The organism is Mycobacterium sp. E796 (assembly GCF_001672815.1).
Classification (GTDB): domain Bacteria; phylum Actinomycetota; class Actinomycetes; order Mycobacteriales; family Mycobacteriaceae; genus Mycobacterium.
In genome coordinates this window covers 1-20,701 of the sequence record NZ_LZKK01000188.1, presented here as the reverse complement: position 1 = coordinate 20,701, position 20,701 = coordinate 1, and the positions used below count along the sequence as shown (strand labels likewise).

Genomic DNA, 20,701 nt, shown 5'->3' with positions numbered 1-20,701 from the left:
CCGCCCACGCTAGCGCAGGTCATAATCGCAGCCGTGGACGACACGGGCGCAGGTCCGGTACTAATCCTGGGCGGCCGCAGCGAAATCGGCATCGAGCTCGCGCGGCGCCTGGCCCCTGGGGTGACGGTGGTGCTTGCCGCGCGCAGATCCGATCAGCTCGACGACCAGATCGCCACCCTCAAAGCCGCGGGCGCCACCGAGGTCCACACGACGGAATTCGACGCCGACGACCTCGCCTCGCATGGCCCGCTGGTCGCGTCGATCGTCGCCGACCACGGACCCATCGGCACTGCGGTGCTGGCCTTCGGGATCCTTGGCGACCAGGCCCGCGCCGAGACCGACGCCGCTCACGCGGTCGCCATCGTGCACACCGACTACGTCGCGGAGGTCAGCATGCTCACCCACCTGGCCGCGGCCATGCGCACCGCCGGCCGCGGCTCGCTGGTGGTGTTCTCCTCGGTCGCCGGGGTGCGGGTGCGCCGCGCGAACTACGTCTACGGCTCGGCGAAGGCCGGCCTGGACGGCTTCGCCAGCGGGCTGGCCGACGCGCTGCACGGCACCGGCGTCAAACTGCTGATCGCCCGCCCGGGTTTCGTCATCGGCCGCATGACCGAGGGCATGACGCCCGCCCCGCTGTCGAGCACGCCGGAGCAAGTTGCCGCCGCAACGGCACGGGCCCTGGCCAAAGGGCGCCGCACCGTGTGGATTCCATGGTCGCTACGGCCGACGTTCTTCGTGATGCGGCTGCTGCCGCAGTTCGTCTGGCGCAGGATGCCGCGATGATCATCGTTGTCGGTATCGGCGCCGACGGCATGGCCGGCCTCGCGGAGTCGTCACGCGCCGAATTACACAGGGCCACAGTCATTTACGGGTCAAGGCGGCAGCTCGACCTGCTCGACGAAACGGTGGCCGCGCCCCGCCGAGAGTGGCCGTCACCGATGCTGCCCGCCTTGCGAGCATTACCCGTAGACGACGAAATCCACGTCGTCGCCAGCGGAGACCCGCTCCTGCACGGCATCGGCGGCACCCTGATCCGACTCCACGGCGCCAACAACGTCAAAGTGCTGCCACACGTCTCCTCGGTGACGCTGGCGTGCGCCCGGATGGGTTGGAACGCCCACAACACCCAGGTCATCAGCCTGGTAACCGCGCCGCCGCACACCGCCGTGCGCCGCGGCGGCCGGGCGATCGTGCTGTCAAAAAACGCGGCCACCCCTAAGGAATTGGCTGCACTGCTGACCGCGCATGGGCGTGGCGACTCCGAGTTCACTGTGCTCGAAAACCTCGGCGCCCCAATCGAACGCCGCCGCGACGGCAGCGCGCGCCAATGGGCCGACGACCCACCGCAACACGTCGACGACCTCAACCTCATCGCCGTCCGCTACCTGCCCGACGAACGCATGTCGCCGTATCCCGATGACGCGTTCGTCCACGACGGCCAGATCACCAAACTTGGGGTCCGGGCGGCGACGCTCGCCGCGCTGGCGCCGCGGCCGGGGGAGCGGCTGTGGGATGTCGGCGCCGGCTCGGGCAGCATCGGCGTCGAGTGGTGCCTGCGCTGGCAGGGCTGCAGCGCGGTGGCGTTCGAGCGCGACGAACGGCGCCGCCGCAACATCGCGGCCAACGCTGCGACCTTCGGCGTCGGCATCGACGTCCTCGGCGAGGCGCCGGAGGCGTTCGACGGCGCCGAGCCCCCAGCGGCGATCTTCATCGGCGGCGGGCTGACCCAACCCGGGTTGCTCGACGCATGCCTGGATCACCTGTCCCACGGGGGACGCCTCGTCGCCAACGCGGTCACTGCCGAGTCGGAATCCATTCTCACGCAGTCATACTCCCGCTATGGCGGCGATCTACAACGCTTCCAGCACTACCAGGCGGAGCCGCTGGGCGGCTTCACCGGTTGGCGCCCTCAATATCCGGTCACCCAGTGGACGATGACGAAATGACCGTGTACTTCATCGGCGCGGGCCCCGGTGCCGCCGACCTCATCACGGTCCGCGGCCAGCGGCTCCTCGAAAGCTGCCCAACATGTCTGTATGCGGGTTCAATAATGCCCGACGACCTGCTGGCGCTATGCCCGGCCGACGCGAAAATCATTGACACCGGCCCGCTTACGCTCGAACAGATCGTCGCCGAAATCGCCGACGCCGACGCGGCCGGCCATGACGTGGCACGGCTACACTCCGGTGATCCGTCGCTGTACAGCGCGCTGGCCGAGCAGTGTCGGCGACTCGACGCGCTGGGCATCGACTACGAAATCGTCCCGGGCGTACCGGCTTTCGCCGCCGCGGCAGCCGCGTTGAAGCGCGAGCTCACCGTCCCCGGGGTGGCGCAGACGGTGACGTTGAGCCGCGTCGCGACCCTGTCGACACCCATGCCGCCCGGCGAAGAGCTGCAAACCCTCGCCCAAACCGGCGGAACCCTGGTCCTGCACCTGGCGGCCGCCCAGATCGACGCCATCGTCCCAGAGCTACTCAAAGGCGGCTACCGGCCCGAAACACCAGCTGCCGTAGTGGCTTTCGCCAGCTGGCCGCAACAGGTGCTGCTGCGCGGCACGCTCGCCGACATCGCCGGCCAGATGCACGACGCCGACATCACCAAGACCGCCGTGATCATCGTCGGCGATGTCCTGGCCACCGAAGGGTTCACCGACAGCTACCTGTATTCGACTGGGCGGATCCGGGGGAGCCGGCACTGATGCGCGTCCTGCTGCTCGGCGGCACCGGCGAGGCTCGCGAACTGGCCAAGGCCCTGCACCCGCGTGTCGACGTCATCAGTTCGCTCGCCGGGCGCGTCCCCGACCCCGCCCTTCCCGTCGGCCCGGTGCGCATCGGGGGCTTCGGTGGCGTCGACGGACTAAAACGCTGGCTGCAAGAGGAACGCATCGACGCCGTCGTCGATGCCACCCACCCGTTCGCCGCGACCATGACAGCGCACGCTGCCGAAGCATGCGCCACACTGCGGATACCCCACTTGGTGCTGGCACGCCCGGCCTGGGCGACCGGCGACGCCCTCGTCGTCGACTCGGACACCGACGCAGCGGAAGCCGTTGCGAAGCAACAATATTCGCGGATATTTCTCACCACAGGCCGGTCAAGCGTCCCAGCCTTCGCCAACAGCGACGCATGGTTTCTGATCCGCGTGGTCACCGCGCCAGACGCCGCAGAGCTGCCGCGTCACCACCGGGTGTTGCTGTCGCGCGGGCCGTATCGCTACGACGACGAACTCTCGCTGCTGCGTGAACACAGCATCGACGCGCTGGTCACCAAGAACAGCGGCGGCGACATGACCCGCGCCAAGCTGGACGCGGCTGCCGCGCTGGATATTCCGGTCGTAATGGTCGCCAGACCGAAACTTCCGGCTGGCGTGGCAGCCGTCGGCACCGCCGAAGAGGCCGCCGAATGGGTTGCGCGGCTGGGTTAGCCGGTCAGGTCCTCGCGTTCGGCGTCGGCCAGCAGCGCATCGCGGGCACGGGCGACGCGAGAGCGAATGGTGCCGACCGGGCATCCGCAGACCGCTGCGGCGTCGGCGTAGGGCAGCCCGAGCAGCTGCGTGAGCAACAGCGCCTCCCGCTGCTCGGTGGTGAGGTTGGCAATCATCGTGGTGACCTCGACCAGGTCTTCGAACCCTCGGTCGTTGCGGTCGCCGCTGTGGAAGTGGGCGGGGTCGGCGGCGGATGCGGTGCGGGGCCGCGACTGGGCGTAACGGATGTGATCGGCCACGACGCGGCGCGCGATCGCCAGCAACCAGGTTCGGGCACTGGATCGCCCGGAGAACCGCTCGATCGCACCGATCGCTCGCAGGAAGGTTTCCTGCGTCAGGTCGTCCGCGCTGTTCGCGTCGGACAGATAGGTGACGAAACGCCAAACGTCTTGCTGGGTCGCCTTGATGAACGCCTCGAGCGCTCGCTCGTTCCCGCGTGCGGCTGCCAACGCGAGGTCGGTGACGGCCTCGTCGTCGCTTGACGCGGTCATAGCCAACCACCTTAGTTGGGCGGGTGCGGTCGGTCTACGACGGGTCGTCGTAGAGGCCGAGCGGTTGATGGGCCACAGATGCCGATGCCGCCGACCGCTGGGCGCCTCCGACGGTGAGTCGGGGTAGTCGGCGTCCTCGCCGGAGGAGCGCGGCCGCCGGGTCCGCACGTGTTCGCGCGCTACCAGCAACGCGAACACCAGCCCCAGCAGCAGGGGCATGTGGCTTGCGATGCGCGTGGCGGTTACCTCGCCGGCGAAGGCGTCGACGACCACGTAACTCAATAGCGCGACAGAATACACGCCGGTAATCGCGGCCACGCCAATCGCGGTGGCGGGCCAAACCCCCGCGGCAATCATGGCCAGACCCAACGCCAGCAACCACGCGGTTGACTCGTGCATCAGGTGCTCGCCCGACATGGCGCCGTGCATGTGGCTCGACACCATGCCGAAATTGATGCCGCTGATCTGAGCGGCCGCAATGGCCACCTGAAACAGGCCGACACCGATCAGCCCCCAGCGCCGGTAGCGCGACCGCAACCAGCGCATCGAGCGGTGATACGCGGGGGACTGCTGATCGAGACTCGCCATGATCTTGTCGACCAGGTCCGGTCCCTCGGCGGGCGCGATGGAGGACAACCGGCGCGACTGGACCGCCGCGCCGATCAGCCAAGTGCGACAACTTCGGCATGACTCCAGGTGGGCGTCGACCTGTTGCGCGAGCACCTGCGGACGCTCGCCGTCTAGCCGCGCAGAAAGCGCCTCACGCGCAACGTCACACCGCATCCCTGCATCGTTGCGCATGCTCCGTCGGCGCGCAAAGGCGTCCAAAAGCGCGGGCTGGAACCAAACCGTCCGGCAAACCGACCACTGAAGACAAGCCCGCCCCGCCCCGACGTCCACCGAAGAGGTATTCGTGTCCCTGCCCGAAGGCCCCCGACGATGACCGCCCCAATCTGGATGTCCTTGCCGCCCGAGGTGCACTCCACATTGCTCAGCAGCGGTCCGGGTTCCGGGCCGCTGCTCGCTGCTGCGGAGGCGTGGTCGGCGATCGGCGCCGAATTTGCCACCGCGGCAGACGAACTCATCGGGGTGCTGGGGACCGTCCAGGGAGCATGGGATGGTCCCAGCGCCGAACGGTACGTCACCGCCCACGCGCCCTACCTGAATTGGTTACTCGAGAGCGCCGCCCGCAGCGCGCTCGCGGCGTCATCTCACCGAACGGCGGCGGCCGCCTACACCGCAGCGCTTGCCACCATGCCGACGCTCGCCGAGCTCGCGGCAAACCACGCCACGCACGCGACGCTCGTGGCAACCAACTTCTTCGGCATCAACACCATCCCCATCGCGGTTAACGAAGCCGACTACGTCCGCATGTGGCTGCAGGCCGCCGAAACCATGACCACCTACCAAGCCGTCACCGACTCGGCCCTGACGGCGATCCCGACGGCCACGTCGGCGCCGCAGATCGTCGCGACGGGCGGGGAGACCAGCGCCGCGGCGCGATCTACCAGCGTCTCTTGGCAGGATCAGCTCGCGGCGCTCCTGCAGCAATACACCAAGAATTTCGCGTGGCCGGTGTCGAAGGACCTCAACCCCGCGGGGTGGCCCATTCCCGCCGTCCCGTTCGCCAACGGCCTCACCTCGGCGCTGATGCAGATCCCCGGCATGTCGCCAGCCCTGGCCAGCGCGCTCGCCTGGGCCACCTTCCACACGTTGATGATCTTCTGGCCGTTCGGGCAGCAGGCGATCCAGCTGGCCATCTCGCTCGCCCCCGCGCTGGTCGCCATTCCCGCCGCGGGCGCCGCGGGGGTGGCGGCGGGGGCCGCGGCCGCGACCGGCATCGCGGTCCCGGTGTCGGTGGCCACCTCCGTGCCGACCGCCGCGGCAGCGCCGGCGCCCGGTTCTATGCCTGCCCCCGCGACCGCCGCCGCCCCGGCCAGCGCGAGCAGCGCCGCCACGGTGTCCGGTCCCACAGCGCCGAGCCCAACCCACGCCGTCGGCGGGGGACCGGTCGGTGGCGGGCCGGGCGTCGGATTCGGTCCGTCGGTGACGACGGGCATCGGCGCAAGTCTGTCCGACGTCCTCTATGCCGTCGGCCTCTCCGGCTTGTCGGCGCGCGGTAGCGACACCAGCCGCACTCGTCGTCGCTCGGAGGAACCGGCACTGGAGGGTGCCGACGACCCGGCGGTCGCCGCGGCCGCGGCGCATGATCCAGCGCTTGGGCGCCGCCGTCGGAGGGCGACGATCGAGGATCGCGCCCATCGCCACGAGTTCATTGACCTCGACGACGGGGGCCCGCGTACGGAGGCTTCGGGCCAAGGCGGCGGTCCACTCGGATTCGTCTGTGCCACCGCCACGCCCGCTGCCAGCCGTCCGGCCGGGCTGATGACACTGGCGGACGACGGTCGCAACGGCGCCCTGGCCATCCCGCTGCTGCCCAACAGTTGGGACGACAGCGCGACCGAATAGCGCAGCGCTACAACGCTATTCGTGCCATGCACCGAACTAAGGTGCCGACGGCGTGCTGAGGCTGTTTGCCCGGCCCGCCTACTCACCAAGGTTGAAACAGTGACGAACGGGTCTGGAAGAAGCGTTAAACCGACCGAGTCCAGTTATAAAGCCGACCGAATCCAATTCATTATGGCGATCGGTTCCAGTTTTTCGGTATAAATCCGACTGAATCCAGTTAATAATTCGGACCAAATCCAGTCCATTATTCCGACTCAATCCAGTTGATAAATCCGACCATTTCCAGTGTTACGGAATCTATTTCGATGAGCGACCACTTGCGGTACGTTTCGACTCGGTTGCTCCAATGCAGTTTCGCATTATGCCTTTCCGCAGGGCTGGCGATGAATTTGAGGGTGGAACGTCATGAGCTCTCCGTTTTACATTGACCCCGCCGTCGTCCAGTGGGTGACTGAGAATCTTGACAACATCGGCGCGAACTTGGCCAGCGCCACCGCGGCGGCGGCAGCTCCGACGACCGGGGTGACGGGCCCGGCAGCCGATGAGGTGTCGGCGGCGATCGCGTCGGTGTTCGGCCAAGCTGGGGGCGAGTATCAGGCGCTGGCCGCGAGGGCAGCGGCCTTCCATGACCAGTTCACGCGCACGATGGCCGCCGCCGGGGCTGCGTATTCGGGTACTGAGGCTGCTAACGCGGCGCAGATGGTGGAAGCTGCGATGCGCTCGCCGGCCGCGACGATCAACGGGGTAGTCGCAGCGGCGTCGGGACGTCCGTTGATCGGAAACGGCGCAAATGGGACCTCTGGGGTGCAGGGGACGGCCGGTGGGGCCGGCGGATGGTTGTTGGGCAACGGCGGCTCCGGTGGTAACAGCACGGGAGCGGGCAATGCTGGCGGTGCTGGCGGGGCGGCAGGCCTGATCGGTAACGGCGGGCGTGGCGGCACGGGCGGTCCCGGCGGTGCCGGTGGTGCTGGCGGCCGGGGTGGATGGTTCTCCGGTGTCGGCGGCGCCGGTGGTGCTGGCGGATCGGCCATCGCCGCTGGTGGGACCGGTGGAGCCGGTGGTGCCGGCGGTGCCGGCGGGTTCTTCATGGGCCATGGTGGTCCCGGTGGTCCCGGCGGGGCGGGCGCCCCGGGCATTACAGGCAGCGTCGGTAGTCCCACTGGTGGTCCCGGTGGTGCCGGTGGTGCCGGTGGTGCCGGCGGTGCCGGCGGACTCTTCGCGGGCACTGGTGGTGACGGCGGTGCTGGCGGTCCCGGCGGTGCCGGTGGTGCGGGCCTGCCCGGTTCCGGCGCTCAGGGCGGCGCCGGCGGTCCCAGCGGGCAGGGTGGCCCCGGTGGTCCCGGCGGCATCTTGGGTGCCAGCGGTGCTCAGGGCGCACAGGGTGCTCAGGGTCCGCACGGCGCGACCGGGTAGCTATTCAGCCGGGTGTGGCTGTCACATCGTGGTTTGCGAATCTTGTTGGGGTGCGCGCCGATCCGTGTCCGTCCAATAATCTCGCCGCCTTGGTCCGGGGGCAGGCGGATCTGATCGTGCAGCGGGGAAACCGTTGCGCGCCAGGTGGATCTGATCGCGGAGCTGCATCGCCTGCCCAGCCCGCCGCACGCCGACAACCCGTCACAGCAAGCTCAATCGCAAGAGCGGTTGCCACGTCCCCCACGGGGTCCGTTCGACACCACCTAGCTAGACCCTCGCGTTTCCTCGCAGGACAAATACTTTCGCTAACTTGGCGTCGTGTTACACCAAGTTGCATGCAAACTTTGGGCGATGGGCGGTTCCTCCAAGCCGAAGCAGAGCGGTCAGGAGGTGCTGTCGTCACAGCGGCGACACGCCCGAAGAGACCGTCACGGATCGCCGGTCTTGACCCGAGGCGGTGTTCGCCGAACAGCACGACCAATGATCCATAGCCGCTGGTATTTCCCGTGCAACCCGATCCGGGAGACGCGATTGCTCTGTAAAGTTTGAGCGGTGTCGAAACCAGTGACAGCGCACGTCGCGATCTGCCTGAACATGATCGTGAAAGACGAAGCCGACGTCGTCGCGGAGACGCTTGATTCGGTCGCGCCCTACATCGACTCGTGGGTGATCGTCGACACCGGCTCCACCGACGGGACTCAGGAACTGATCCGCAAACACATGGCGCGCCTGGGCATCCCAGGCAAGCTTCACGAACGACCTTGGCGCAATTTCGGTTACAACCGCACCGAGGCACTGAACCTCGCGCAAGGCCACGGCGACTACATCTGGGTCATCGACGCCGACGACATCGTCCTGGGCACACCCGATTTCAGCCAACTAGCCGTCGACATCTACCGCATGCGCCTCGGAGATGCCTCCTTCACCTACTGGCGCCCGCAGTTGTTCCGCGACGGGGTCCGCGTGCGCTATGAAGGCGTCGTCCACGAGACAGCCGTGTGGGAGTCTGACTGCGTCGTGGGGCGCATCGAGGGCGACTACTACGTCGAATCTCGTCGCCTCGGTGCACGCAATCAGGATGCGCAGAAGTATGCGCGTGACCGCGACCTGTTGCTGGCCGAGGTCGAACGCAATCCCGAGGATGCGCGGTCGGTGTTCTATCTGGCCCAGAGCTACTTCGATCTAGAAGATTTCGACAACGCGCGCAAATGGTATCAGCGGCGGATCGAGATGGAGGGCCGGGAGGAGGAGGTTTATTACTCGATGCTCCGGCTCGCAGAGTCGGTGACGAGACTCGAATGGCCGTGGCTGGTCGTCCAGGACATTTACCTCCAGGCTTGGGAGTTTCGACCGACCCGCGCCGAGGCGTTACATGCCATCGCTCGGCGGTACCGCGAAGATCAGCGCTACCTGCCTGGTCACTTGTTTGCCCAGCGGGCCGCGCAAATCCCGTTTCCCCAAAACGATTGCTTGTTCATCGGCGCAGACGTCTACGCCTGGCGCGCGCTCGACGAGCAGGCGGTGTGCGCCTCCCAGCTCGGCATGCATGCGGAGGCGTTCATGCTGTGCCGGCGCCTGCTGGCCCTCTCCGACATCCCCGACGGCGATCGGCAACGTATCGCGGTCAACCGCGACGTCAGCGTGCCTGTCATGCTCGAGGCGGCGTCGTTGTATCCCGACGCGCTGGTGCAGCGTCTGGTCGCTGCTCCAGGTGAGGCCAAGGTGGTCGTTAGCATGGTCGCCGGACCGGACCGCGAGACCACCGAGCAGGCCATTAACTCGTTTCTGAACAGCTGCCTCGATCTGCCACTTTGGTTCGGGCGCTTCGTCGTGGTCGATACCGGCCTGTCAGCCCTCGACCGCGCGCTGCTGCGTGAGCGCTACAGGTTCCTCGAGTTTCTCGATTGCAGCCCCGGCGACGCGCTCGCCACACAGCTCGCGCAGCTCCGGGCTCAAGTCCGGGGACGGTTCTGGTTGCACCTGGGCCAGGGCTGGCGGTTCTTTGCACCCGAAAATCTCATCACCCGCCTGATCGCGGTGCTCGAATCCGAACCACAGGTATTCCAGGTGGGAATCAACTTCGCCGATGCGGTCAACCTGACGGGCGTCTGCGCGGCTGAGCAGGAGGTTCACCGAGAAAGCTGCGGCGGTCGCTACGTGCTAACCGATGCGGTGGCCAGCGGCCCGGCGATGTTCGATACCGCACGCCTAGATCGGGCCGGCGGCATCGGGGGCAGCGACCCAGATCCCATCGCCGAGCTCGGTTGGCGGGCGGTCGCTGTCGGACTACAGACCGCCAGCCTCGACGAGGTGCTCTCCATCGCAGCGGCCCGGCCCGTGCAGCAACCCAAAGCGCCGGTGCGGGTTGAGAAGAAGGCCGCAGCCCGAGCCGTGCAGCAACCCAAGGCTCCGGCTGGCGTCGCGAAGGAGGCCGCAGCCCGAGCCGGGCAGCAACCTAAAGCGCCGGCGCGGGGCGCGAAGAAAACTGCAGCCCGACCCGGGCAGCAACCCAAAGCGCCGGCGCGGGGCGCGAAGAAAACCGCAGCCCGACCCGGGCAGCAACCCAATGCGCCGGCGCGGGTGGCGAAGAAAACCGCAGCCCGACCCGGGCAGCAACCCAAAGCGCCGGCGCGGGTGGCGAAGAAGGCCGCCGCACGGTCCGTGCAGCAGCCCAAAGCGTCGGCGCGGGTTGCGAAGAGGGGACGTCGGGCGACAACACCTCCTCAGTGACCGGATCGAGGCACGCGATGTTTGATGCCATTAACTAAACGGGGTCGGCGCAATTCTCTTGCTGTACTTTGCACCCATGCGCTTCGCGGTCGCGGTTGTGTCACCGCCCGACCATCAGAACATCAGCGGCGGAGCTTTCAACGAGGTCGCCGCGGCGTTGCACTATGGTCTTTTGGCGTTGGGCCATGATTCGGTGCTGACCAACCGCCTGGACCTCGACGACCGCCGCACTATCGTGCTCGGGGGCAACCTCCTCGTCCAGTACGGTCTGCAGCCGCCGAAGAACCCGGTCTTCTACAACCTCGAGCAGTTGGGTGACGACCTGCCGTGGATGACGATGCCGGAATTCGTCGACCTCTTCCGGCGCTACCCGACGTGGGACTACAGCGAAGCCAACGTCGAGTACCTCGCTTCGATGGGATTGCCCCGACCCACCTACGTTCCGATCGGATACGTCCACGAGCTGACGCGGATCGCCCCCGCCGCCGAGGACATCGACGTCCTGTTCTACGGCGCGCTCAACGGGCGTCGATACACTGTTCTGCGGGAACTGTGCGACCGGGGTCTTCGGGTGAAATGGCTATCGTACATCTACGGTGCGGACCGAGACGCCTGGATCGCACGCTCGAAGATCGTCCTGAACATGCACTACTGGGAAGCGAAAATCTTTGCGATCGTGCGTGTTTCGTATTTGCTCGCCAATAGACGGGCGGTGGTTTCCGAGCACAGTGCCGACCCCTCGTTGGAGCGCGACCTGGCGTCGGGCATCGCGTTCGCCGACTACGACGGACTGGCCGATCGCTGTGTGGAGCTCGTCGGCAACGAGCGCGCGCGGCGCGAACTCGCCGAGCGAGGCTACCAGGCTTTCTCGGCTCGCGACCAGGCCGCGATCCTGCAGCGCGCGCTGTCGGAGGGCCTAGTTCACGAGACTATTTCGCGCGAAGCTTCCTGCATCGGTGCGCGCCTGGACGGCAAACGCCACAGCGCAGATCTCCGCGACCACCAACTGTTTACCTACAGGCTCTTCAAGCACAAGGCCGCGCAGGAGCGAGATTGGTTGCTGGCCAAGGTCAGAAGCGACCCCGGGGATGCGCGATCGGTCTTTTTCCTGGCCGAGACGTACTTCCGTATGGAGGATTTCGACAACGCGCGCCGGTGGTGTGCGCGGCGGGTCGAGATGGGCGGCTGCGAAGAGGAGGTCTACTGGGCGATGTACCGGATCGCGGAGTCGATGGCGGAACTAGGTGAGCCGTGGCCCGATGTTGAGAAGGCCTACCTCAAGGCGTGGGAGTTTCGACCGACCCGCGCAGAGGCGTTGCACGCCATCGCCTTTCGGTGTCGCAACGAGCAGCGCTATGAGGCCGGTTACCTGTTTGCCAAGCGCGCCGCCGAAATCCCCTTTCCCGAAGAGGACCTCTTCGTCCCCAGATACGCGGACGTCTACGCGTGGCGCGCAACCGATGAGCAGGCGGTGTGCGCATCCTGGATCGGCAGGCATGCCGATGCGTTCACGCTGTGCCGGCGCCTGCTGGCCCGCCCCGATCTGCCCGAGCCTGATCGGCAACGGATTGCGGCCAACCGCGACTTTTCGGTGCCGACCATGCTCGAAGCGGCGTCGGCCTACCCCGAAGCCCTGGTGCAGTCCCTGACCGCAGGTCCCCGTGAGGCCGAGGTGGTCGTCAGCCTGATCGCCGGGCCGGACCGGGAGTCCATTGAGCAGACCCTGAACTCGTTTCTGAACTGCTGCCTCGATGTGTCGCGGGTCGGGCGCTTCCTGGTGCTCGATACTGGCCTGTCCACCACCGACCGCGCCAAGCTGCGCAAACGCTACGGTTTTCTCGAGTTCGCCCGTCGCCGATCCGGCGACAAGCCCGCCCCCCAGCTGGCGCAGCTGCGCGCTCAGATTCACGGACGATTCTGGCTGCACCTGGGTGCGGGCTGGCGATTTTTTGCCCCCGAAAACTTCATCACCCGCCTGACCGCGGTGCTCGACGCCGAACCACAGGTGTTTCAAGTGGGCATCAACTTCGATGACGCGGCCAACCTGACCGGTGTCTGCGCAGCGGAGGAGGCGGTGCGCCGGGCGCCCGACGACGGCCGCTACCTACTCACCGAGGCGATGGCCACCGGCCCGGCAATGTTTGACACCGCACGCCTGGATCGCGCCATCGGCGGGCACAACACCAAACCCGCTCCGCCCCCCCAGCGTGGCCGACCGGCCACGGGCGCCGAGCTGCGCACCGCCAGCCTCGACGAAGTGCTCTGCATCTCGGATCTGTACGTCTAGAGACACCTATCGCGCGGCGAATAGGATGGTCAGGTGCGGACCGCTGCGAATACGGGCGGCGGTTGGGGCGGCTGCGAGCCCCGCGCTCCCGAGAGAGTCTTCTAAAGTTGAACGGGATCCTGATGCTTCCCTGCCGAGCTTTGCAGGTAAACGACCGCGCAGACCCTCGCCGCTTTGATCTGTTATACCGCCATGCCCTTATAAGTTGGGTCACTGTTCTGGCAGTGGGATCATTGGCGCGTCCTTCGGCAGGGTTCGGCCTCGTTCGAACGCGACGATACTGTCGTAGAAATGCATCGACTGTGTGGTGCGTGTGAATTCGGTTGGCGGATCCTCTGGGCCGCGCCAGTCACCGTTAAGTTCGTCAATCATGTCCTTGCAGAATTCAATGAATGTTCCGGCCCGACGCAAGCCGCCACCAAAATTCTCCCAATATGCGGTGTGCAGATCTTCGACCATGTAAATACCATCCTGGGCAATACGCGGATAAAAGAACGCGAAGGAGGCCGCGATATCCTCCATCATATGGCTGCCGTCATCTAATACGGCGTCGAAGGTGCCAAACTCGTTTACTACTGTATTCAAAAAGTCGGGATCAGCCTGGTTTCCGATCCGTACGGCGATCTGATCCTCCTGAAATGCTGCACATGCTGGATTGAGATCAATGCCAACGATCATGGCATGCGGTCCAAAATACCGCTTCCACATCTGCAACGAACCGCCGAGCCCGACGCCGATTTCGAGGAATTTCATTGGCCGGTTGACGTAGCGGCCAAAGTGACTCTCATAAGCCGGGAAGTAATGTTTCCATTTGTGGATTGGTCGGCCATTATTGGTTAGGAACTCAGCCCAGAGGCTCATTGCTCTGTCCTTCCGCTGCAAGTTCTGAGGTCAGCCCAGCGGCTCGATACTGGGTCAGTAAAAGGTGAACAGCTCGGTCAGGCGGTCGGGTTCCTCGCAAAGCGGTCGCGAAGCGGTTAGTTCGAGTTTGTTTCGGAACGACCTCAGCCGGTCTTCGTCGAGAATGGATCCGGCGTGCTGATCGACGATCTCGTAATAACGATCGGCAAGCACGCGTGACGCAGGGTCCAGACGTGTGATCGCTACCAAGCCGGTAGGCGGACAGTCCAGCACGTGTAGCCGCAGGTCCGGGCGGTACTCGCGCAGAATCGGCAGCAGTTTCCACACATCACCGGTCCACCAGTCAGCTGTGCCTACTTCGGAGGAATCGCCAGGCCGGAACTCCCGCAAGGCCATCCGCGTGTTCGACGGCACGCAATCATGCAGCAGGATCAGTGAGCGGGGATGACAGGCGGCCTCCGCGCCGATGAAATCGCGCAGCAGGTATTCGAAACGGTGCAGGCCGTCCAGGAAGGCCATATCCACTGGCCGTCCCAGCAATGCGGGTATGTCCTCTGCCGCGAAGAAATCGTCTGAGGTCATTTGAAAGAACAACGTCCGTGCCCGGTTGCCGGTGGCGCCGGCCTCAACTTCGAACCGAGGGTCCACCGCGATCGCATCGCAGCTAGCAACCGCCAACGAAGCCCCTGTCGCGGTGCCGACCTCTAGATAGCTGCGCGGGGTCAGGTGGGTGTGCAGCGCGTTGAGGAATTCGATGTAGCCAACGCCGGACAAGCACAACGTTGCAGTTGGGTCGTCATCTTCGTTCATCGCGCCCCGCACTCTAGTCGCACTAATAGATCCGTCCAGGCAGCGAACACCGCCCTCAACCAATACTGCAGCAGTAGTGCACCATCACGCCGATGAATCGCACGACGACGTCGTACACCACATCCCTGAACATGACCCTGCGCCCAGCGGGCAACCCGGTGAGTGATTAATCGGCATAACGCAGCGCTCCTCTTCCGCGAGCTTGCACCCATGTTGTTCGCCGTCGCAGTTGTGGCAACTCCTAGCAATTGCCAATCCGAGCTTCGGCGACGGATTTCGCGAGGTCGTCGAGGCGTTGCACCATGGTCTGCTGGCGCTTGGTCATGACTCGGTGCCGACCAACCGTCTCGACCTCGACGAGCGGCGCACCATCGTGCTCGGCGGAAACCTACTCGTCCAGTACGGCTTGGAGCCGCCAATAACCCCCATCTTCTACAGCCTAAGAGCAATTGGGTGACGACTTGCCGTGGATGACGATGCCCGAATTCGTGGACCTTTCCGGCGCTATGAGACGTGGGACCTCAGTGAAGCCAACATCGAGGTGCTCGCTGCTATGGGGTTGCCCCAGCCCACCTACGTTCCGATCGGATACGTCCCCGAGCTGACACGGATCCCCTCGGCCCCCTAGGACATCGACGTCCTGTTGTACGGCGCGCTCAACGGGCGCCGATACGCCGTTCTCAGGGAACTGCACGACCGAGCTCTTCGTGTCAAATCCGCTACCACCAAACCGACGTCGAGATCGACAAACTTACCGACCCCACCGGTACCCAACGCCGCGCCTTCGACCTCATCAACACCACTTCCCCCCACCATCGCCGCCAAGAAAGTAGTCAGACACCACCATCCAAAACCAACAAAACACCAGGTCAGGACCAATCCTCCAACCCAAACAGTGTCGTAACTTCGGGCTAGTCAGCGCAAAAAGCATTAGCGCGCAATTCAGCTCACCTCGGGGGCGATGAAACGTGCTGGATCTGTTGCTGATTGGGCTTTCCGAACTCGCTGTGGCCTCCGATAACCTTCGCGTGCGGCGTGGGTACGGCACCGGCATCCTCGCGCTCGCCGCGGCATTTCCCCCTCCTAAATTTCGTCGAGGACCACTACAACTTCTACGCCGGCCCGCTATGCGCTTCCGCTCTTGCCCCTCATCGTCGTGACTGTCGTGCGCGCGCTCCGCACGCGAGGGCTGTTGCTCGTCGGGCTTGTCCTTCCCGCCATGACCGTGATCGATCAGGTCACCACGGGCCAATTCTGACTGGTCGCGGTGAGGCTACGAGATCGGCCGCAAGACTGCGATGTCCTGGCCGTCGGTGACCCCTTCCCGGCCGCACCAGAAGCCCCGGTGCACCGGCTGGTCGAGCTCGAACCCACCGCGCCTGAGGATCCGGTCGAATGCGGCCGGTGTGAAGCCGACCGCCGCCTCCGGACGCATCTCGTCTTCGATCAGGCACCCGTCGCCATAGCCGAAGCGGAACGTGAGGCTGCTGCCGACCGACTGGGCCATCGTGAGGCTCTCGTCGTCCAGTAAGAACCATGACGCGAACACGCGCCCATCGGGTCGGAGCGCGCGGCGGAATTCTTTCAAGTAGTGGACGATGTCATCTTCGAACATATGGGTGAACACGGACTGGAGGATGATCCGGTCAACCGTGTCTGATTCGATCGGGAGGGTCACCTCGCGGACTCCCAAGGAGCCTCCCGGGTTGTGAATCTGGCTTTGAATATCGAGATACCGGAACTCGAAATTGGGGAACCTCGGAGTGATGTGACGCTGGCACCATTCGATGCTCGGCCGAATGATGTCGATCCCCGTGTAGCGCCCCTCCGGCGCCAGCACCTTGGTCAGTCCGATGGCATCACGGCCCACTCCACATCCGATCTCGAGCACGTGCTGGTCGGGTTTGATCGGACAGTAATTCTCGTATTCGAGGAGATGCCCGACCGTGATCTCATGCCAGGTCTCCGGTCCGCCACCAGTGAGGCGGGCCAGGTCGACCGGGATGTCGAATCCGGCGTAGTGGAACGTCGCGGTCATGAGTCGGATTCTTAGTTGTAGGAATCGGCGTCAGGTGCGATCCGGCAGGTCCGGTCCAGCCGGGTAAGGTTCGGCTTGATGAAGGGGTCAGAGCCGCGCAGATAGCGCGCGTAGGCCCGGAGAGACTGTTGGACGTCGTTCTCCGGAAGATCCTTCTGGCGGGTAGCTGATTCGCGGTGCGAGAGGCCAGCGAACGGTGTCATCATGTTCCACAGACTACGCTCGACGAGGCGGAGGCCGAGATCGACGTCTCCGCCTCCCAACTAGCGCAGCTGCGCGCAGATCGATGGACGGTTCTGGCTGCATCTTGGTGTGGGCTAGCGGTTTTTGCCCCCGAGCACTACATCACCGCCTGACCGCGGTGCTCGACGCCGAACCACAAGTGTTTCAGGTGGGCATCTACTTCGCCGATGCGGCCAAACTCACCGGCGCGAGCGCCGCCGATACGCCGTGCACCCGACGCCGGCCGCTACTTGCTCACCGAAGCAATGGCCGGCGATGTTGGGACACCGCACGAGTGGGTCGAGCCCGCGGTGCGCAAAACAGCGACTTACATCCGCCCCGCTCAACGTGGCCGCCGACCGGCCGCCTACGCCGCGCTGCGCACCGCCACCTCGACGAAGTGCTCTGCATCTCAGGTCTGCACCTCTAGACACAACTGCCCCAAAACCAGCTTGGTTAGGCCCCTGGTGCCAAGCCCGGGTACGGGCTCTCACGTCCAAGGAACGTCGGCGTCAGCGGGTGACCCGACCCCACTTTCACGCCCGCAGGGCGACCCTTGGTGGGATCTGGAGCTCGCGGGATAATCCAACGTGTACAACGTGGATTACGGTGGGGCAGTGCACCTTTCGCGTCGACGAAATGCACGTTCGGTCGATTGGGTGACATATTGAGGTTAACACGAGCTGCCGTCAAGTTCGTCGAGTAACCCGTCAAACGCCTCGTCGCAGATTTCTTGCAGCCGTGGTTCAAGGTCCCGCTTCCAGCGGCCGATCGATGACCGGGCGTCAGGCGATGTTCGATGCTCTTTCACGTTATCGGTGCCTTCGTCCCCAGCTTTAACCATTGCCTTGACGATATTCGCCGACGAGTCCAGCTCCAGGGCGTCGAGCATTGCGCGTATTTGTTTGGTGGGCGAACGTATAAGGTCCTCATAACGGACAAGCGGTTCGCGACGTGATGTGGACTTCCACATTTGTATAAGTGACAGCGTTTCCATGCGGATGACGTCGACGTATTGTTCATCCGTATCAACCAGCTGGCGACCGAATTCGTGATAGCCGCGAAAGGCATTGAATGCAAGTACGGAGGCTAGGCGGTCCCTGGGATCCCGGAGGAGGAATATCTCCCGCCCGCGCGGGTAAAGCTGCCGCATTATCGGGCGGATGTGGCCTGTCGGGACCAAAAGGCTCTTCTCCACGAAGAAGGCAGGTGTCGTGCGTTTTCTCGTGCGGGCGTACTCCCGATAGAACGACTCGACGGCGGCCTGCGCCACTCGGGCGAATTCCTCGACCTGATCGAAGTACCAGCGCTCGACGGCTACATGCTCCGCTGGGGTCGGATATGCGAGCGGCTGGTAGAAATAAGGGACATGTACCTCCGGCAGGAAGTAATAAGGGCACGGAGGTAGCCGTTTTGGATCCAGTGCCCAGAACTGCCACGATTCGTCCTGCGAGGTGTCCGCGGGTGCGGCTAGGACATGCATGAAATGCATCCAGTAACTGCAGACAAACGTCTCGTAGGGAAATCGCTCCTCGACGATGATGTCCGGATGCTCCGCGAGCATCCTTACTAGCCTGGTGCTGCCCGATCGGCCGATACTGGTAACGATGATTGGCTGCATGGAAGGGATGAACGCCGAGGTTAGCTGCTGGGTGCCGCGTATTTTCGCGATCTCGCGTCGGCGTCCATCCTGGAAGACAACCCACACCTCGACGGTGAAGGCCGCTGCCAGACCGACAGTTCCGATCGCCTTCCAAAACCCCGCTTGTGACGAACTGCCAAACGTTTCGGCAATATCGGGCCGCCAAACATCTAGCTCGCAGCACGCAATCACGCTTTCCTCGTGGACGAACTGCACTTCGGCTATCGGCGCCTTGCCTACGACCCAGCCGAAGACCTCGAACACGTATCCGTCGACCGGACCCGTCGGCGGATAGTCGACGTTAGCAGCGGTGATCAGGTCATCGATAGGGCACAGGGCGACCTCGGATATCTCAATTGCCATGCGGCGACCCCGTCCCTTCCAGCTGGGGCAGTGCATCTTTCACTGCTCCACGTCCGGGGAACCACCCGGCGCCCCTAGGTTGCAATCTAGCGTGAGCATCCGGTGAAGATCGCCGATCCGCTCATGCCGCTCAACCAGCTCGGCCATTGCTCTCACCGCAATGGCGCTGGCATCCGCAGAAGGCGGATGGCCCACATTCGCGGGCTCATACCCGAAAGCGATCATGTCGTCGATATAAATTTTCTCGATCAGTCGCAACAGCGTCGGATCGCGGATGACTGCGCGCGGCAGCAGGGTGGCGTTGAGCCGTTTCAGGTCGAGCGTCCCCTGCCAGCGCCTTGTGCCCGCAAGTGACGTTCGAGTCGGCCGAGGGTCACTGCGGCCGCCTCGATGCGCCCAACCTCGGAATATGGAACAACTTCGGGGCGAAGCAAGTAGCTCTGTGGTGCCCAGTGCGGGTCGGCGGTGAGAAGCTGCGGGTCTTTGGCCAGCGCGGCAACGAATCTTTCGAAGTCCTCGGCAATGGCACCGAGGCCGGGAGCAGTGCGTCGTGCCCACCACCGCCGTCGACCTTCGGGTAGCTCCTTTGGAATACGGGGGAATCACGGCGCCGTGCCGTACAGTTCCACGAATAGCGGCTCGCGAAGCAGCAGCTTCGACTGCCAGGCCGACCATAATCGGTCCACGGGGTGCCGGACCCAACCAAACCGGAACCAGCCGTCTTCACTAATAACTTGCTCGATCACGTCCGCCGGGAGCAAATGCAGCGGCTTGAACCACTGTTGCCAGATCGCTTGATCGTGCACAGCCCAGTGCGCGGGTAACCTCAGGTGCCCGGCAGTGGGCTACTTAGGAAGCAGGTTCTTCGTTTTGCAGCCCCGCCATCATCGACAGCATGCTCGTGCCCATCAGCTTGGGCGTGATTACGTGATGACCTTCCACTTAGTCAAGCACCATGCCGGTGACCCTGGGTAGTAAAACGTTCATACGGTCACCGGTGAGGCCATTTCGGCTAACTTCCTTCCCCTCATCCTGGCGGGGCTGTCGGGTTGCTGAACTCGAGGATTAGGGTGATGCAGCTTCAACTTCAACGCGGGTCGTTGCGCCGAGCCTCGCCTTAATCGATCCGGCCTGCCAGAAGTCCCCCCGCGGGGCCCTCGAGCATGGCTGCCCGACAGCCGACCTCGGCCAGCACCAGCTCGGCCGCGACACTAGGGCAGGCTGCCGGCCACACGGGCCGAAATCTCCGCGTCGGGCAAATGGCGGCAAGCCGCGTGCCTTCGATCGGCGAGGTGTCGTTCGACACCGATGACATGACCTCCACGAGTGAAATCGCGGTCCAGTTTTGGAACCGTCCCCTCACCGGTCGCGCGGTTGTAGAAGATTGGGCTTTTTGGCGGCTCCAAGCCGTACTGAACGGGAAGGTTTGCGCCCAGGACGATGGTGCGGCGATCGTCGAGGTGGAAGCGGTTGGTCAGCACCGAGTCATGGCCATGCGCCAAAAGCGCATGGTGCAGTGCCTCGGCGACCTCGTTCAAAGCTTCGCCGCCAATGTCGTGATGGGAGGGAGATGACACGATCGCGACGGCGAAACGCATGAATGCAAGGTACAGCAATGAGATTGGGCTTGACCCCGTTTTGTTACCGGCCAGACCACTTAGCCGCCTCCGCCGGTGCAGCCGTTCAGACGGGTTGGCCGGCCACGCCGCCGGTGCCGCCTGCGCCACCCGCTCGGTTCGAGGGCGTTACCGCCGGTATCGCGCGCGAGAACCGAGCGCATCTGCCGAATACACAAATTGGACATAGTCACAACCGCGCGACCGGTGAGGGGACGGTTCCAAAACTGGACCGCGATTTCACTCGTGGAGGTCATGTCATCGGTGTCGAACGAC

General features: G+C 64.7%; 18 protein-coding genes and 2 pseudogenes. 10 read left to right on the top strand and 10 right to left on the bottom strand.

Going from position 1 to position 20,701, the window contains the following annotated elements; genetic code table 11:
- Positions 1–33 precede the first annotated feature (33 nt).
- The 4 genes from A5706_RS13775 to A5706_RS13760 are packed head-to-tail and all read left to right on the top strand — an operon-like array spanning position 34 to position 3,423.
- Positions 34–783: an SDR family NAD(P)-dependent oxidoreductase gene (locus tag A5706_RS13775; protein WP_068131427.1), complete on the top strand. Its 750-nt coding sequence runs from the start codon at positions 34–36 to the stop codon at positions 781–783.
- Positions 780–1,946 (top strand): bifunctional cobalt-precorrin-7 (C(5))-methyltransferase/cobalt-precorrin-6B (C(15))-methyltransferase, encoded by a 1,167-nt coding sequence (locus A5706_RS13770; RefSeq protein ID WP_068131425.1) that lies wholly within the window; start codon positions 780–782, stop codon positions 1,944–1,946. Before A5706_RS13775 ends, A5706_RS13770 begins: the two co-directional genes overlap by 4 nt.
- Entirely contained in the window at positions 1,943–2,698 is a 756-nt protein-coding gene (cobM, locus tag A5706_RS13765; RefSeq protein ID WP_068131435.1) for a precorrin-4 C(11)-methyltransferase, read from the top strand. Before A5706_RS13770 ends, cobM begins: the two co-directional genes overlap by 4 nt.
- Positions 2,698–3,423, top strand: coding sequence for a cobalt-precorrin-6A reductase (locus A5706_RS13760; RefSeq protein WP_068131423.1), 726 nt, complete (start codon positions 2,698–2,700; stop codon positions 3,421–3,423). Before cobM ends, A5706_RS13760 begins: the two co-directional genes overlap by 1 nt.
- On the opposite strand, the gene sigC is transcribed toward A5706_RS13760, so the two are convergent.
- Together sigC and A5706_RS34295 are read right to left on the bottom strand one after the other, a co-directional pair.
- Positions 3,420–3,974, bottom strand: coding sequence for an RNA polymerase sigma factor SigC (gene sigC, locus A5706_RS34300; protein ID WP_231985284.1), 555 nt, complete (start codon positions 3,972–3,974; stop codon positions 3,420–3,422). The two genes, A5706_RS13760 and sigC, sit on opposite strands and share 4 nt — an antisense overlap.
- A 165-nt stretch (positions 3,975–4,139) precedes the next feature.
- Positions 4,140–4,757: pseudogene (locus A5706_RS34295) on the bottom strand (DUF2275 domain-containing protein); the annotation flags it as partial.
- Positions 4,758–4,913: 156 nt separating this feature from the next.
- Between A5706_RS34295 and A5706_RS13750 the strand changes: the two are divergent.
- From A5706_RS13750 to A5706_RS13735, 4 genes and pseudogenes are all read left to right on the top strand, one after another.
- Complete coding sequence (locus tag A5706_RS13750; protein ID WP_068131421.1) at positions 4,914–6,443, top strand: PPE family protein; 1,530 nt, start codon at positions 4,914–4,916, stop codon at positions 6,441–6,443.
- A gap of 405 nt (positions 6,444–6,848) precedes the next feature.
- A pseudogene (locus A5706_RS32265) lies at positions 6,849–7,853 on the top strand (PE family protein); the annotation flags it as partial.
- A gap of 555 nt (positions 7,854–8,408) precedes the next feature.
- Positions 8,409–10,586, top strand: coding sequence for a glycosyltransferase (locus A5706_RS13740; RefSeq protein ID WP_231985282.1), 2,178 nt, complete (start codon positions 8,409–8,411; stop codon positions 10,584–10,586).
- A 76-nt stretch (positions 10,587–10,662) separates the two neighbouring features.
- On the top strand, positions 10,663–12,873 hold the full coding sequence (locus A5706_RS13735) for a glycosyltransferase family 1 protein (protein WP_068131415.1): 2,211 nt from the start codon (positions 10,663–10,665) through the stop codon (positions 12,871–12,873).
- Positions 12,874–13,083: 210 nt separating this feature from the next.
- On the opposite strand, the gene A5706_RS13730 is transcribed toward A5706_RS13735, so the two are convergent.
- Positions 13,084–13,734 (bottom strand): class I SAM-dependent methyltransferase, encoded by a 651-nt coding sequence (locus A5706_RS13730; protein ID WP_068131414.1) that lies wholly within the window; start codon positions 13,732–13,734, stop codon positions 13,084–13,086.
- Positions 13,735–13,788: 54 nt separating this feature from the next.
- Positions 13,789–14,544, bottom strand: coding sequence for a class I SAM-dependent methyltransferase (locus A5706_RS13725; protein WP_068131433.1), 756 nt, complete (start codon positions 14,542–14,544; stop codon positions 13,789–13,791).
- Between the two features lie 229 nt (positions 14,545–14,773).
- Between A5706_RS13725 and A5706_RS33015 the strand changes: the two genes are divergently transcribed.
- Entirely contained in the window at positions 14,774–15,001 is a 228-nt protein-coding gene (locus A5706_RS33015; RefSeq protein ID WP_156767109.1) for a hypothetical protein, read from the top strand.
- Positions 15,002–15,817: 816 nt separating this feature from the next.
- Here A5706_RS33015 and A5706_RS13720 read toward each other — a convergent pair.
- The 3 genes from A5706_RS13720 to A5706_RS13710 form a co-directional block, all read right to left on the bottom strand.
- Complete coding sequence (locus A5706_RS13720; RefSeq protein WP_068131412.1) at positions 15,818–16,582, bottom strand: class I SAM-dependent methyltransferase; 765 nt, start codon at positions 16,580–16,582, stop codon at positions 15,818–15,820.
- An 11-nt stretch (positions 16,583–16,593) separates the two neighbouring features.
- On the bottom strand, positions 16,594–16,788 hold the full coding sequence (locus A5706_RS13715; protein ID WP_156767108.1) for a hypothetical protein: 195 nt from the start codon (positions 16,786–16,788) through the stop codon (positions 16,594–16,596).
- Between the two features lie 689 nt (positions 16,789–17,477).
- Positions 17,478–18,809 carry a sulfotransferase gene (locus A5706_RS13710; protein ID WP_068131408.1) on the bottom strand — a complete coding sequence of 444 codons (1,332 nt, stop codon included), beginning with the start codon at positions 18,807–18,809 and terminating at the stop codon, positions 17,478–17,480.
- Between the two features lie 102 nt (positions 18,810–18,911).
- Between A5706_RS13710 and A5706_RS33010 the strand changes: the two genes are divergently transcribed.
- Positions 18,912–19,163 carry a hypothetical protein gene (locus tag A5706_RS33010; protein WP_156767107.1) on the top strand — a complete coding sequence of 84 codons (252 nt, stop codon included), beginning with the start codon at positions 18,912–18,914 and terminating at the stop codon, positions 19,161–19,163.
- A 248-nt stretch (positions 19,164–19,411) separates the two neighbouring features.
- Here A5706_RS33010 and A5706_RS13695 read toward each other — a convergent pair whose 3' ends face one another.
- From A5706_RS13695 to A5706_RS34290, 3 genes are all read right to left on the bottom strand, one after another.
- Positions 19,412–19,615 carry a sulfotransferase family 2 domain-containing protein gene (locus A5706_RS13695; protein ID WP_068131402.1) on the bottom strand — a complete coding sequence of 68 codons (204 nt, stop codon included), beginning with the start codon at positions 19,613–19,615 and terminating at the stop codon, positions 19,412–19,414.
- A 405-nt stretch (positions 19,616–20,020) separates the two neighbouring features.
- Entirely contained in the window at positions 20,021–20,407 is a 387-nt protein-coding gene (locus A5706_RS13690; protein ID WP_068131400.1) for a hypothetical protein, read from the bottom strand.
- 59 nt (positions 20,408–20,466) lie between these two features.
- Positions 20,467–20,701, bottom strand: a 235-nt coding sequence (locus tag A5706_RS34290; RefSeq protein ID WP_231985281.1) for a hypothetical protein, incomplete at its 5' end; no start/stop codon positions are given.

What these genes read in the sequence shown, in the direction of transcription:
- A5706_RS13770 (WP_068131425.1), top strand. Translation starts at nt 780, where the DNA reads ATGATCATCGTTGTCGGTATCGGCGCCGACGGCATGGCCGGCCTCGCG.
- cobM (WP_068131435.1), top strand. Translation starts at nt 1,943, where the DNA reads ATGACCGTGTACTTCATCGGCGCGGGCCCCGGTGCCGCCGACCTCATC.
- A5706_RS13760 (WP_068131423.1), top strand. Translation starts at nt 2,698, where the DNA reads ATGCGCGTCCTGCTGCTCGGCGGCACCGGCGAGGCTCGCGAACTGGCC.
- sigC (WP_231985284.1), bottom strand. Translation starts at nt 3,974, where the DNA reads ATGACCGCGTCAAGCGACGACGAGGCCGTCACCGACCTCGCGTTGGCA.
- A5706_RS13750 (WP_068131421.1), top strand. Translation starts at nt 4,914, where the DNA reads ATGACCGCCCCAATCTGGATGTCCTTGCCGCCCGAGGTGCACTCCACA.
- A5706_RS13735 (WP_068131415.1), top strand. Translation starts at nt 10,663, where the DNA reads ATGCGCTTCGCGGTCGCGGTTGTGTCACCGCCCGACCATCAGAACATC.
- A5706_RS13730 (WP_068131414.1), bottom strand. Translation starts at nt 13,734, where the DNA reads ATGAGCCTCTGGGCTGAGTTCCTAACCAATAATGGCCGACCAATCCAC.
- A5706_RS13725 (WP_068131433.1), bottom strand. Translation starts at nt 14,544, where the DNA reads ATGAACGAAGATGACGACCCAACTGCAACGTTGTGCTTGTCCGGCGTT.
- A5706_RS13720 (WP_068131412.1), bottom strand. Translation starts at nt 16,582, where the DNA reads ATGACCGCGACGTTCCACTACGCCGGATTCGACATCCCGGTCGACCTG.
- A5706_RS13715 (WP_156767108.1), bottom strand. Translation starts at nt 16,788, where the DNA reads ATGATGACACCGTTCGCTGGCCTCTCGCACCGCGAATCAGCTACCCGC.
- A5706_RS13710 (WP_068131408.1), bottom strand. Translation starts at nt 18,809, where the DNA reads ATGGCAATTGAGATATCCGAGGTCGCCCTGTGCCCTATCGATGACCTG.
- A5706_RS13690 (WP_068131400.1), bottom strand. Translation starts at nt 20,407, where the DNA reads ATGCGTTTCGCCGTCGCGATCGTGTCATCTCCCTCCCATCACGACATT.